This is a genomic window from Candidatus Nomurabacteria bacterium (assembly GCA_023898525.1).
Classification (GTDB): Bacteria; Patescibacteriota; Minisyncoccia; order Phycocordibacterales; family UBA918; genus OLB19.
This window is the reverse complement of the sequence record CP060227.1, coordinates 346,202-359,840: the sequence shown is the minus strand read 5'-3', so window position 1 is coordinate 359,840 and position 13,639 is coordinate 346,202. Positions and strand designations below refer to the sequence as shown.

Annotated in this window: 11 protein-coding genes; 10 read left to right on the top strand and 1 reads right to left on the bottom strand. The window is 41.4% G+C overall.

Annotated elements, in window-relative coordinates:
- Nucleotides 1–43 precede the first annotated feature (43 nt).
- From H6779_01545 to H6779_01500, 10 genes are all read left to right on the top strand, one after another.
- Entirely contained in the window at nucleotides 44–4,075 is a 4,032-nt protein-coding gene (locus H6779_01545; GenBank protein USN88112.1) for a hypothetical protein, read from the top strand.
- Between the two features lie 98 nt (nucleotides 4,076–4,173).
- Complete coding sequence (locus H6779_01540) at nucleotides 4,174–4,872, top strand: hypothetical protein (protein USN88111.1); 699 nt, start codon at nucleotides 4,174–4,176, stop codon at nucleotides 4,870–4,872.
- 21 nt (nucleotides 4,873–4,893) lie between these two features.
- Nucleotides 4,894–5,973 carry a hypothetical protein gene (locus tag H6779_01535; GenBank protein USN88110.1) on the top strand — a complete coding sequence of 360 codons (1,080 nt, stop codon included), beginning with the start codon at nucleotides 4,894–4,896 and terminating at the stop codon, nucleotides 5,971–5,973.
- A 1-nt stretch (nucleotide 5,974) separates the two neighbouring features.
- Nucleotides 5,975–6,739, top strand: a complete 765-nt coding sequence (locus tag H6779_01530) for a hypothetical protein (protein USN88109.1) — start codon at nucleotides 5,975–5,977, stop codon at nucleotides 6,737–6,739.
- Complete coding sequence (locus tag H6779_01525) at nucleotides 6,736–8,334, top strand: hypothetical protein (GenBank protein USN88108.1); 1,599 nt, start codon at nucleotides 6,736–6,738, stop codon at nucleotides 8,332–8,334. The genes H6779_01530 and H6779_01525 overlap by 4 nt, the downstream gene beginning before the upstream one ends.
- A gap of 65 nt (nucleotides 8,335–8,399) precedes the next feature.
- On the top strand, nucleotides 8,400–9,425 hold the full coding sequence (locus H6779_01520; protein ID USN88107.1) for a type I glyceraldehyde-3-phosphate dehydrogenase: 1,026 nt from the start codon (nucleotides 8,400–8,402) through the stop codon (nucleotides 9,423–9,425).
- A gap of 9 nt (nucleotides 9,426–9,434) precedes the next feature.
- Nucleotides 9,435–9,917, top strand: coding sequence for an RpiB/LacA/LacB family sugar-phosphate isomerase (locus tag H6779_01515; GenBank protein USN88106.1), 483 nt, complete (start codon nucleotides 9,435–9,437; stop codon nucleotides 9,915–9,917).
- Nucleotides 9,918–9,919: 2 nt separating this feature from the next.
- On the top strand, nucleotides 9,920–10,576 hold the full coding sequence (locus H6779_01510) for a hypothetical protein (protein ID USN88105.1): 657 nt from the start codon (nucleotides 9,920–9,922) through the stop codon (nucleotides 10,574–10,576).
- Between the two features lie 80 nt (nucleotides 10,577–10,656).
- Nucleotides 10,657–11,553, top strand: a complete 897-nt coding sequence (locus H6779_01505; protein ID USN88104.1) for a transketolase — start codon at nucleotides 10,657–10,659, stop codon at nucleotides 11,551–11,553.
- 49 nt (nucleotides 11,554–11,602) lie between these two features.
- Nucleotides 11,603–12,544 carry a transketolase family protein gene (locus H6779_01500; GenBank protein USN88296.1) on the top strand — a complete coding sequence of 314 codons (942 nt, stop codon included), beginning with the start codon at nucleotides 11,603–11,605 and terminating at the stop codon, nucleotides 12,542–12,544.
- Nucleotides 12,545–12,616: 72 nt separating this feature from the next.
- On the opposite strand, the gene H6779_01495 is transcribed toward H6779_01500, so the two are convergent.
- A complete protein-coding gene (locus tag H6779_01495) occupies nucleotides 12,617–13,621 on the bottom strand; it encodes a carbohydrate kinase family protein (GenBank protein ID USN88103.1) in 1,005 nt (334 codons plus the stop codon).
- Nucleotides 13,622–13,639: the final 18 nt, after the last annotated feature.

Sequence of the window (13,639 nt, the reverse complement as noted above, 5' to 3'; positions counted from 1 at the left end):
TAATTAGATAGATAACAAAAAACAAAACCAAATTAGTAAAGATATGAGAAAAAAAATTATACAAAAAATCAATATAATTCAAACAAACATAGTGCGACTATTTGTTTTTTCTGTAATCATATTTACTTTTTTTAGTCAGTTTAATGATATTAATCAGGTAAATGCAGCGACCATAACCCTATCTGGAACGCTCTATGTCGACAAAGGTGTTACAACTGATACTTCTGGTAAAACTGTTAAAGTGGCTGTTGGTACTTCTACAGTCAGTGTTCACTCAGCAACCACTGGTGCTGGTGGAACTTGGAGCTTTACAGATATTGATGATGTTAATCTTTCTACCACGACACCTTTTACTGTATGGCTTGGTGGTGAAACAGATAAGGCTACAACGATAGTGATGGGTTATAAAGGGTCTGATATTACCAGTGTGCCTCTTTATCATAACTATGTAGTATCACACACAGCCAGTAGTACAGATATTTTATATAGTGATGATTTTTCTTTTTACGATAGTTCTGATGATACAGATATTTTGTATACAAATTCTGGTGCGAGTACTCAAATTGTGGCAAATCTGTTAATTAATCAGGGGGAATTTTTGGCTCCAACTAATACCGTTATAGTTTCAGGAGATTATGAGAATATTGATACATTCACCAATAACAGTGGGACTTTAGAAATACAGGCATACCTTAGTGGATATAACGGGGGCGTAGATGCTGACGGTTCTAGTTCTGGAATTACTAGTATTTGGATAGACTCTTTTGCTGTCTCAGGTAACTCATTATTTGTAGGACATACTGCTAGTACTGATACTTGTGCTCAAACCGCCGGCTCAGCTAGAGGTTGTGAGTTACAAATATATGACATTTCATCTTCTACTAATATTACATATGTAGCCGGAAGAGACACGGCGGGTGATAATACAGGCGGAGCCGGTAATGATAGTGTGTATGCACTAGCTATAAGTGGTGATTATATGTATGTTGGTAAATCTGGTAACGCTACTGCCTGTTCCCAAACCGCCGGCTCAGCTGATGGCTGTGAACTTATGGTCTACGATATTTCTTCTACGACTAATCCGATATATGTGGCAGGACGAGATGTGGATGGTTCAAGTACAGGAACTACTGCATTAGATATCAGGTCTTTAGCAATATCTGGAAGTAGTTTATATATCGGGAAGGGTTTTGACACTACTGCCTGTTCCCAAACCGCCGGCTCAGCGATTGGTTGTGAACTTATGGTCTACGATATTTCTTCTACGACTAATCCGATATATGTGGCAGGACAAGACGTTACTGGTGATAGTACAGGAACTGGAGGTGAGAATATCGATAGTATAGCGATTAGGGGTAATTATTTGTATATAGGAAAAACTCAAGACCCTACTGCCTGTTCCCAAACCGCCGGCTCAGCGATTGGTTGTGAACTAATGGTTTTCGACATCTCCTCCACCACCAACCCGATTTACGTGGCAGGGCGAGATGTGGATGGTTCTAGTACTGGTAACAAAGCAGAGGCTGTGTATGATATTCAAATCTCTGGTAACTACCTATATATGAGTAAAAGTGGAGATATCACCGCCTGTTCCCAAACCGCCGGCTCCGCCAGAGGTTGTGAACTAATGGTTTTCGACATCTCCTCCACCACCAACCCGATTTACGTGGCAGGACGAGATGTGACAGGGGATGATACTGGAGTAGGAAATATTAATGCGACTTCTATCTACGTGGATGGTGATTATCTATATTTAGGGAAGCTTCAAAATGCTACTGCTTGCTCGCAAACCGCTGGCTCAGCCGACGGCTGCGAACTAATGGTTTTCGACATCTCCTCCACCACCAACCCGATTTACGTGGCAGGGCGAGATGTGAACGGTGGTAGTACTGGCACCGGACTAGAAGATATAAATAACTTAATCAAGGTTGGAGATAATATTTACATTGGTAAATCTGCAGATGCTACCGCCTGTTCCCAGGTCGCTGGTTCAGCGATTGGTTGTGAGCTTATGTCTTTTCGTGTGCCGGCAAATATGAGCGGAAGCATGGTTAGTGGTGATGATTTTAGTAGCCTAATAATAACCGGTCAAGTCACTTTTCAAGATATCTCCTCCACCACCAATCTCACCATCTCTACTTCATCCACTCTAACCGCTCCAAGCAGTCTTACTGTAGCCGGTGACATGAGTAACTACGGTACCTTCAACCACTCTAGCGGAACCATAACTTTATCTGGTACCAGTCAATCACTGGTCTCGTCAGCCACCACTACTTTTTATACTCTATCCAAAGAAGTGACCACCGCAGACACTTTAACCTTTTCATCTGGTGGAACTTATGTCATAGAAGATCAATTAACTTTAACCGGTACCGACGGCAACCTCTTATCATTACGCTCTAGTAGCTCTACCGGAGAATGGTACATAGATCCACGAGCCAGCACCACTGTTGCTTATTTGGACGTGCAAGATTCGGACAATATAAATATTACAACTATAAATTGTGGTACTGGTTGTATTGATAGTGGTAATAATACTAATTGGAATACGAATGTTCCTGTCACACTGGCTTCGGTTTATAGTTATAATTTCTACGTTGGTCAAGCATCCACAACTTTGGATCAAATTACTATCACTAAAAATTCTAGTAGCACCAACATAGTCGCGGCCAATGACATTCGTATTACTATAGCTACTACTACCACCGACTTCTATTTTAGTACTGGTGTAACAACTCCAACATTTGGCGGAACCGCTTCAGGGAAGGTGTTTAGTACTGTTTCATATGAGGATGGTGGAGCTACATTATTGATTGATGTGACTAGTGATTTTGTAAACGGAGACACTTTGACTATTGATAACATAGAAGTTGGTAGTTTTTCGACAGTCAGTACTACATCTGGTAAATTTGCTTTGCATGTAGATGGCTCAGCTACGACAACTGCAATTACGGAGGACACCAAAACCATAGATATAAGCGGATCCATGACTTTAGGTAATCATACTTTGGGTCAGGTAAGTAACCAGTTTAGTTTCCAAAATAAGACCGATGAAGCATTATACGCTTTCTCTTTAGATCCATCAGGAGAGGATGTGACAGTCACAGATATTGTGTTCACTTTGAGGGGAGTACAGGGAATTGACACCGACAATGTGGATACTTTACGTCTATATCGTGATATCAACAATGACCAAGTAATGGATGGTGGTGATGAGTTGTTAGACAACTCCGGTATTATGACTGTTAATGGTCAGCTCGGGGCGATTACTTTCAGTACTGACTTCTATGCTACGACCAGTTCTGATTATTTGATAATTGGTAATACAAGCTCTATAGATAGAGGTGATTCAATGACGATTAGTTTACCAGTTACCGGAATAACATCTGTTGGTACAACTTCTGCTGTGTCTCCGGTTATTATCGGTTCTGTAGATGAGGTTCAGCATATACGAAATACAGCAGGCTCGGGAGGAAGTTCATCTCGCACTGGAGATACGCCTCCACCTGGAAACGGTATGGAAACAGGTGGTGGTTCGGGTGGAGGTGGTAATGTAGGACAGAATGTAGATGATGAGAATATTACTTATAGCCCCAACTACTTTAGTCCAAGTAACACAGGTACTCCTAACAACGAATGGACTAATCCGGAAAACGCTTACAATTCTGATGGTGTTTATGCCACTGCTTCTACCAGTAGCTTACGTCAGAGTTATACTGGATTTAACTTCAGTATACCTGGAAGTAATACTATACAAGGTATAGCAGTAAAGCTGGATATTTCTGGTACTACGGCTACCGGCACAGTCGATGTTTCTTTGTCCTGGGACGGCGGTTCTTCTTACACTACCGGAAAGGCCACTCCAACTTTATCTGGAACAGATATTGTTTATACGGTTGGTGGTAATACAGATACGTGGGGGAGAACTTGGTCATCAACTGAATTTACACCCAGTACCTTCTTAATAAGAGTTACCGCTACGCCTGAAAGTAATACCATAAACCTAGACGCGCTTGAAGTGCGTGTGTTTCACCAAACTGGTGGCGGGGGAGGTGGAGGTGGAGGTAGAGTATAAAGTTCAAGTTATACCCATATCCCAACTTTGTCACCAATATATTAAGTAAAACCTTGTTATAATAGAGTAGTAAAACCTAAAAATATAGTATAGACATTATGAATATTAATCATTATATAAATTCAGCTTGGCAAGCACTTTTAACATCTTTCGTAATTATTACTTTTGTAGCAGCTACTTTCTTTGTGGCTGAACCAAGAGTTGGTCAAGCTGTAGACAGTAACGCTTTTACTATTAAGCAGACTATCACAGGAGAGATTTCGTTTCTAGTTCAGCCAACTGATGTCACTATGAGTGGTAGCATCAACGGTGTGACTGGAGGTACATCAAACGGTACAACGACAGCTGTTGTTACCACCAACAGCTCTACTGGCTACACTATGTCTATTGCATTCACCGATAATGGTACAGATAATGCTATGGTGGGTGATGCTTATGCCGGTACCTCAATTCACGATTATACTGCTTCTAGTAGTGAACCAACATACGGTTTCTATACTGCCAGTACTTCAGCTGTCTTTGCTTACACCGCCACCGCTGACAACGCCTCTGATGTTGATCAATCGTTTCAAGATAACGGAGCCGGTAGTTGTAACACATCAGGAAGTAGTAATCCTCTAACCTGTTGGATGGAACCGCAAACAACTGGATTTCAAATCATAAATAGAAGTTCAGCTGCCACTACTGGTGCCACAACAACCATAAATTTTCGGGTATACGTACCAAACTCTCCAAGTCCAACAATAGAAACCGATACATACACAGCAACTGCAACCTTGACAGCACTCAACCAATAACGATAAAGTAGTCACATGGTTATGACTACAAATTCAGAGAGTACAAAGCACAGCGTTATTTATTCATTAGTTTTACTGGTAACACTAATCATAGTTTTTAGTTTAACTCAGACGTCTAGAGCACAAACTAATACTGAGACAGATACATCAACCTCAGGTTTAGATACTGCTTTGGCCACTACGACTGAGAGCGTTAACGACAAAGAGCCTTGGTTTGAAGTTGAACAGTTAACTGGAAATAATATTCAACAAGGTGACTTTGTAGTTGGTCCTGGTAGGGCTGAACTCGAAATTAAGCCTGGCGAAACAGTCGTTTATCCAATATCGGTGGCTAACCGTATTAGTGACGACCGAATCTTTAAACTTGAAGTTGAGGATATCGCTGGTTCTGATGATGGTCGCGATTCGGTCGTATTACTTGGAGATGAAAAAGGTCCGTATACCATAAAAGATTATATAAGCTTTCCAGAAGATTCATTTACACTATCTCTTGGTGAGCGAGCCAGGATACCTGTTACTATAACTATACCGCCAGATGCTGAGCCAGGTGGATACTATGGAGGTGTTTTAGTTTCTACAATTCGTGAAAACAACGGTGAGGAAGATAATGATGTACCGCGGTCACCGATAATCGCTCGGGTCGGTACTCTGTTTTTCATCACTGTTCCAGGTGACATTAAGACTAGTGGAGAAACTAAAGAGATAGCGTTGGCTAATGGTAAGTGGTGGTACGAAAAAGGGCCAATAGAAATGAATGTACTTTATGAGAATACTGGGTCAATCCACCTTAATCCTTATGGTGAACTTAGGGTAAAAAATATTTTGGGAGAGGAAGTTGGTTTTGTTGAGCTTGACCCATGGTTTGCTCTGCCTAAGTCACTCCGCTCAAGAACTGTAACCTGGGATCGCGAGCTGCTGTTTGGTAGGTATACAGCCACAGCCCTGGTTAATCGTGGCTATGATGATATTGTGGACGAGGTTTCAGTATCTTTCTGGGTGCTACCTTGGAAGGTTACTGGTGGAATATTCTTAGCTATATTTATTATACTATTCGGTATTAGAGCTTTTTTTAGGACGTTTGAATTTAAACGTCGGAGTTAGCATGTACTTTAGAGATTTGTTTATTAGTTCAATACAATCATTTTTGTTAACCGCAATAATCTTGGGTTTGTTATCTTTGTCTGAAGCTCAGGTGCGTAGCAGTTCAAATTATCAATTGCAAAGTGACAGTTTGAACTTTGGTGGCGGCTTATCAACTTCTACTAATTATGAACTAGAGAGCACTGCTGGCGAAATAGCTACTGGTGAAGGTACGAGTTCAGCTTATTCACTAAAAGCTGGATATCAGCAGATGCAAGAGGTTTTTATTAGTATAACTACGGTACCCGATGTTGTTATGACAAGTTTGGGTGGTCTAACCGGAGGTGAATCTAATGGTTCTACCAGCGTCTCGGTTATGACGGATAGTCCTAGTGGTTACCAATTGACCATAGCTGCTGAAAATAACCCGGCCATGCAAAAAGGGGTTGATACTATTTCTGACTATATTCCAACCGCTTCACCGGATCCAGATATGTCTTTTACGTATGGAACCACTGATACCTACTTTGGTTTTTCACCGCAAGGGAATGATGTGACCCAGCGCTGGTTAAATGATACTTCAAATTGTAACATTGGTAGCAACAGTACAGCTTTAACTTGTTGGGATGGTTTGTCCACGACTAATAAGACCATCGCGCAGGGAGCGGCTAACCAACCGAGTGGAGCTACGACCACGCTTTATTTCAAGGTTGGTATTGGTAGTGAAGCGGGTGCGATAGCTGGTGACTATGTGGCGACCTCTACCCTAACAGCTGTACCTCTATGATCAAGTTTATACTAACCTGCGTGTTGACATTGTCACCGATTGCGAGTTTTGCAGCTACAGATCAATTTACAATTAAAACGTTAGTTGGTGATGATACTCAGCCCCCAACAACACCAGTGCTGTTGTCGGCTGTACCAGTGACTGCTTCACAGATTGATTTAGCGTGGAGTGTCTCTACTGATAATTTGGCGGTTGGTGGGTATGTGTTATCACGTGATAGTGTGGCAATTGCCACTACCACACTCACGTCTTACAGTGATAGCGGACTAAATTCTGAAACACCCTATACTTATGAGGTTTATGCTTTTGATACTTCGTACAATCTGTCGACAACCTCAAATGCTTTATCGACTACAACCTTGTCTTTACCGCCACCACCTACAACTCCCACCTCAACCGATATTGCGAACAATTCTGGCTCACAATCAACTAGGGCTGTTCAGTTGAAAAATATAGAGGTGATAACTTTTACAAATAAAGCAATCCTTGAATGGCAAACTTATGGAATTTCCCGTTACTTAATAAGATGGGGTAAAACCTATGAATATAAAGACGGATATATCACCAATGAAACCTTCAGTACTTCTCATAAGACAATACTGGCTGAATTAGAGCCGGCTACCGACTACTGGTATGAGCTTACAGCTATTACTCCGTCTGGTAACAAGGTTATATTAAAAACGGGTCAGTTTAAGACTGTGGAAACAACAGAGATTTTTTCACCGCCTAATGTTTTGAGATTGCAGGCCAGACAAGATATTGATGATGTAATTTTGTCATGGCAATCACCGACTTCGGTGTCGATAAAAGAAATTAGAGTAGTGAGGAATCCAAATAGTTACCCAGCTGATATCTATGACGGTAAAATTATTTACAGCGGTACAGGGGCAGGAGCGACCGACAAAGGTGCTTTAAAAGATGCGGGTAAGCAATTCTATAGTGTATTTGTAATAGATGATAATGATAATATCTCATCGGGAGCGGTTGTATCTGTTTCTCGGTTTTTTTCTTCACCGGTAGAATCAACTAATGACTTACCAGCTACTGGTACCATATCAACTGATTCGGACAAAGTTGAAAACACGGAGTTAACTGATGAGTTACCTTCCATTTTAGGACGAGAGGATATTTATTTGTTACAGTCAGATTTAATATATACCTTTGCTTCGGAAAGAATTCCTTTAGTTTACCAAGAGCAGTTTGTTATCAGGATTCCTTACGAAGCGCTACCAAAACACCTTAAGTCAATAATTGTTACCATTCTTGATCCAACGGATCAGCGTCGTAGCTATTCTTTTTTACTCCGTCTAAATACCGAGAAGACGGCTTACGAAGCGACCATAGCGCCACTTAATGTACTTGGTGTTTCAAGGTTGCAGGTTGAGGTTTTTGATTTTGAAGCCAAGGTAGTGGCTACTAAAAAGAAACAAATTGACTTTGTGGTGTCAAATGTTCAGACTAATCCAGAAGTTGTATTTCCTGATAAAATTGTTACAGCCATTAAATATACCTCACCACTTTTTTATTTAGGAGTAGGTACTTTTTTAATTTTATTTTTGCTTTGGTTGATAAAAAGGCGGGGTGAGGATAATTAGTAGTGTCGTTTTGTGCTTTTGTCGTTATAGTATTAAGACTTAATAAGTTTTAGTTTTATATATACATGGTACGTGTTGCAATAAATGGTTTTGGTCGCATCGGAAGAACTTTCTTTCGGTTAGCCTATGGTAATCCAGATTTTGAAGTGGTGGCAATCAACGATCTGGGAAATTTGGAAAGCCTGGCTTACTTACTGGAGTATGACTCTGTCTACGGTAGGAGTCCTTTTAGTGTGGATCAAAAAGATGGAAAGTTAATCATCCAGGATAAGGAGGTGACCTTTTTACAAGAGCGCGAGCCTGGTAAATTGCCATGGCGAGATATGAATATTGATGTTGTAATTGAATCTACTGGCTTTTTCACTACCTATGAGGGTTCAAAAGCCCATCTTGATGCTGGTGCAAAAAGGGTTGTAGTTTCAGCTCCGGTTAAAGGTAAGCCGGTCGAAGGTGTGTCAGGAGCGACTGTGTTGATGGGGGTTAATCATGATGCTCTGGCTACCTGTCAAATATCGTCTAACGCTTCTTGTACCACTAACGCTACCAGTCCATTGATCGCTATTTTGAAAGAGTCAATCGGAATTGAGAAAGCGGTACTAAACACAGTTCATGCGTATACTGCTTCTCAGTCATTGGTTGACGGTCCTAGTAAAAAAGATTTACGAGCTGGCCGGGCAGCTGCTATCAATATCGTGCCTAGCACGACTGGCGCAGCTATTGCTACTACTCTAGCTCATACTGAACTCAAAGATAAGTTTGATGGTATCGCTATGCGAGTACCGGTGCCAGTAGGGTCAATAGTTGACGTTACTTTTATTGCGTCTAAAGACACTACGGTAGAAGAGGTAAATAAGGCTTTAGCTGATGCAGCAGAAAATCCAAGATGGAAAAATTTGTTTGCAGCTACGACCGAACAGATTGTTTCTAGCGACATCATTGGGTCACGGGTCGGCTCAATTGCAGATTTATCTTTCACAAAGGTTGTTGGCGGTAACTTAGTGAAAGTTTTGGCTTGGTATGATAATGAAACTAGTTACACTCAAACTTTGGTTGAGCACGTAAGAGCGGTAGCAGGACATATTGCCAAGTAAATTTCATGTATGGAGGTCGAGAATATAAAAACCATTCACTTAGCTGCTGATCATGCGGGGTATGAACATAAAGAGGCGATTAAGGAGTGGTTAAAGAATTCTGTTTATGAAGTGGTAGATCATGGTGCGCACCAGCTACATCCTCTAGATGATTTTCCTGACTTTATTAATCTAGCTAGTTTGGCTGTGAATGAAAGTCCAACTGAATCCTGTGCTTTTATTTTTGGTGGTTCGGGTGAAGGGGAGGCTATGTTGGCTAACCGTTATCCTGAAGTTAGAGCCACGGTTTATTATGGTGGGAATGAAGAAATTATAAAATTATCTCGTCAGCATAATGATGCGAACGTATTGTCGTTTGGGTCTAGGTTTGTTTCAGTCGAGGAAGTCAAGTCTTCCATCACAAAATGGTTATCAATAAATGTACTTGAAGATGAGAAATATAACCGACGTAATGGGAAGATCAAAACAACCGTTGCGTCTTTGTATAAATAATTATGATTCCAATTGTTCCTGCCATTATTCCAAAGTCAGAAGAAGAGCTAAAGCAGTCTTTGGTTAATCTATCTTTTGCGGAAGAGATACAGATTGATGTAGTTGACGGAAAGTTTGTACCTTTTGTTTCTTGGCCCTATAATCCACCAGGTTCACCGTTTTTAATAAGGGATGAGGCGGCTAAATGTTCTGTGGAGATAGATCTGATGGTAACAAATCCAATTGAAGCTGGTCAGGAGTGGCTAGAGGCCGGTGCAGACATGCTGGTTTTTCATATTGAAAGTATAAATTTAGAGTCTTTTCGAGCCTTTGTAAATACTACTTCTGTTTCGGTTGGTGTTTCGGCTTTAAATGACACACCGCTTGAGAATTTGTATCCGTACGCAGAAATAGCCGATTATGTTCAACTTATGGGTATCGCTGAAATAGGCGCTCAGGGACAATCTTTTGATGACAGGGTTTTGGAGCGAATAAAGGTGATAAAACAAAAGTTCCCTAATCATCCGATAAGTATCGATGGTAGTGTAAATCAAGAGACAATTTTGTTGTTGAAGCGGGCTGGAGCCAATCGTTTTATCGCTGGATCAGCGATAGTCGGAGCAAGTGATCCTTATACCGCTTACAAGAATTTGGTTTCGTTGGCCAATCAAGATAAGTAGTAGTGAAATCTTGGATAGTTTCTAACAATTGCTGGCTATAATTTAACTATTGAGGCTGTTATACTGTCAATATATTTTTTATGTATTATTTAACCAACGATGAAGTTAAAAACTTAGAAGCAAAAGCCAATCAGATTAGACAAAGTATAATTGAAATGCTGGTAGCGGCTGGTAGCGGACATACCGCTGGTCCGCTTGGTATGGCTGACATACTGTCACTTCTTTATTTTAAAGTGTTGAAACACGATCCAAAAAATCCTGACTGGGAAGAACGTGATCGTTTAGTGTTATCGAATGGTCACATTTGTCCTGGCTTATACGCGGCGATGGCTCATGCTGGATATTTTCCAATAGAGGAGTTAGCAACCTTGCGCAAGTTTGGTTCAAGGTTGCAAGGTCATCCGCACCGCACTGCTTTACCTGGTATCGAGACTAGTTCAGGCCCGCTCGGTTCCGGTCTTTCCCAAGCAGTGGGAATGGCATTGGCAGAAAGGATCGATAACCCGTATTCTTCCAAGTATGTATATTGTTTAACAGGAGATGGTGAATTAAACGAAGGGCAAATCTGGGAGGCGGCCCTTTTGGCTGGTAAAGAAAAATTACATAACCTAATTGTAATAATTGACCGCAATGGTATCCAAATAGATGGCTACACTAAGGATGTTATGCCGCTCGAACCTTTGGCCGAAAAATTTGAGTCATTTAATTTTGATGTTCAAGAGGTGGATGGACACAATATTCGTTCTGTAAACGACGCAATTGGTAAAGCCCAAGCTGTTTATGGTCAGCCATCATTAATTATCGCTCATACAATTGCATCCAAAGGGGTAGATGTTTTTGAACGTGACTTTCGTTGGCATGGTAACCCGCCGGGTAAGGGGCCGGAAGAACGGGTTCCTAAAGGGAAACAAGCAGAGGTAGCTTTGCAAAAGTTACGCACCTTGGCTGGATTAATAGACTCCGATAATATCTCATAAATAGATTATGTTAGCTTCACATGTAGATAAAAATTTTGATACTAAAGACATGCTCAGCTTGCCTAGTCGCAATGGTTATGGTGAGGGGCTTTTAGAGGCTGGAAAACGCGATGAAAACATTGTGGCTTTAGCGGCCGACTTAACTGAATCAACTAGAACTTTGCAGTTTGCTGAGGCTTTTTCTAACCGCTTTGTACAGATGGGTATCACGGAACAAAACATGGCTTCAGTGGCGTCGGGGATGGCGGCGATGGGTAAGGTACCTTTCATTGCCTCTTACGCTATGTTTTCACCTGGTCGTAATTGGGAACAAATTAGAACCACTATCGCTTATAACGAAAGCAATGTAAAAATAATTGGCGCTCACGCCGGGGTGTCGGTGGGGCCGGATGGTGCTACACATCAGGCGATTGAGGATATTGCTTTAATGCGAGTGGTTCCAAATATGGTTGTCATTGCTCCGGCCGACGTTCATGAAGCTCGTAAAGCTGTTTTGGCTGCAGCTAAATATGACGGCCCGGTTTACATTCGAGTTGGTCGTAGTAACACACCAGTAGTAACAACCATGGAGTCACCCTTTGAGATTGGTAAAGCAGAGATCTTCTATCAAAAAAACGAATCAGCTGAAAAAACCTTAGGTATAGCGGTTACCGGAACACTTCTCTTTAATGCTCTCAAGGCCGCTCAACTTTTAGAAGCGGAAGGAATTGGAGTATCGGTTCTTCATGTTCCTACCATAAAGCCTTTAGACAAAGAAGCTGTTCTAGAATTAGCCAAGAACCACGATGCTATTCTAACAGTAGAAGAACACCAACGGTCTGGTGGACTGGGGGGTGCGGTTACAGAGTATTTGAGTGAAGTGTTTCCGCGTAAGGTGATACGGATTGGGGTGGATGACCAATTTGGACAGTCTGGTGAACCGGAAGAATTAATTTCACATTACGGAATGGACGTGGAGGCTATTGTCAAAAAAGGGGAAGAGGCTGTTTAGTTGCTACATAAATTTAAAAGGCTCGGCACCTTTAGGTGCCGAGCCTTTTAAATTTATGTAGCACAAGTACACCTAATCAACCCGCTTCGCCTCATAATCCTCTGGTTTGTTAGCAATATATTCAAGTAATTGGTCTCTGGTTAATAGTCCTTTTTGAGCGCCAATATATTGTACAACCGACATAGAATTAATTGGTCCCCAGGTTAGGGCTTCGGCGGGAGTTTTACCAAGAGCAATCGCAGCGGTGAAAGTTGAAGCAAATGAATCACCGGCACCAGTGCGGTCTACTGGTGGTTTGGGATCAGGATACATCGGCATATGCCAAGCTTGATCATCTTCGTCTACGACGTAAGCACCATGTGGTCCGTCAGTGATAACTGGCAAGACTAGGCCCACATCCTTTAGTTTTCTAATCAAAGTAGGAATGTTACCCTCATCGGTTTTAAGTAGCTCTTGCGCCTCCTCTTTGTTGCAGAAAAATATGTTGGTAACTTCGTACAAATCTTTAAGCTCATCAAAACCTAATTTAAGCTGAAATGTACCAGGTTGGAAAACCAGTTTAGTGTCATGTTCTTTTATATAGGCAGCAATTTCGTGATGAAACGGAACACCATGTTCACCAACCGATGAAAAATACAAATAGCGAGGCGGAGTGGCAAAATCAGGAAGGGAGTAAGGAAAAACTTCATGCTTAATTAAAATTGTTCGTTCTGGACCATAACGAAGTACGTAGTGATAATTAGTTTCTTTACCCTCGTGTAACTTTACATAATCAGTATGTACTCCTTCGGTACGCAGTGCGTTTAAACAATCCTTTCCATTCCGATCTTGTCCTAGGTTGGTAACTAAGGCTGAACGCAAACCTAAACGGTGAGCAGACACAGCTGCGTTTGGAGAATTTCCTACGGCGTTTACCACTTCTACATTATCGTAAGGTAATTTACTACCAAACGGCATATGGAGAGTCATTCGACCAGTATCCATGTCTTGGCTAACATCAGCAGCATCTTTATTAAGTTCTATAAAAGCATCGATGACGATGTCACCTACGGCTACAAAATCATATTGTTCATTCATATAGAACTTATTGTAACA

What these genes read in the sequence shown, in the direction of transcription:
- H6779_01525 (USN88108.1), top strand. Translation starts at nt 6,736, where the DNA reads ATGATCAAGTTTATACTAACCTGCGTGTTGACATTGTCACCGATTGCG.
- H6779_01510 (USN88105.1), top strand. Translation starts at nt 9,920, where the DNA reads ATGATTCCAATTGTTCCTGCCATTATTCCAAAGTCAGAAGAAGAGCTA.
- H6779_01505 (USN88104.1), top strand. Translation starts at nt 10,657, where the DNA reads ATGTATTATTTAACCAACGATGAAGTTAAAAACTTAGAAGCAAAAGCC.
- H6779_01545 (USN88112.1), top strand. Translation starts at nt 44, where the DNA reads ATGAGAAAAAAAATTATACAAAAAATCAATATAATTCAAACAAACATA.
- H6779_01515 (USN88106.1), top strand. Translation starts at nt 9,435, where the DNA reads ATGGAGGTCGAGAATATAAAAACCATTCACTTAGCTGCTGATCATGCG.
- H6779_01500 (USN88296.1), top strand. Translation starts at nt 11,603, where the DNA reads ATGCTCAGCTTGCCTAGTCGCAATGGTTATGGTGAGGGGCTTTTAGAG.
- H6779_01540 (USN88111.1), top strand. Translation starts at nt 4,174, where the DNA reads ATGAATATTAATCATTATATAAATTCAGCTTGGCAAGCACTTTTAACA.
- H6779_01520 (USN88107.1), top strand. Translation starts at nt 8,400, where the DNA reads ATGGTACGTGTTGCAATAAATGGTTTTGGTCGCATCGGAAGAACTTTC.
- H6779_01530 (USN88109.1), top strand. Translation starts at nt 5,975, where the DNA reads ATGTACTTTAGAGATTTGTTTATTAGTTCAATACAATCATTTTTGTTA.
- H6779_01535 (USN88110.1), top strand. Translation starts at nt 4,894, where the DNA reads ATGACTACAAATTCAGAGAGTACAAAGCACAGCGTTATTTATTCATTA.
- H6779_01495 (USN88103.1), bottom strand. Translation starts at nt 13,621, where the DNA reads ATGAATGAACAATATGATTTTGTAGCCGTAGGTGACATCGTCATCGAT.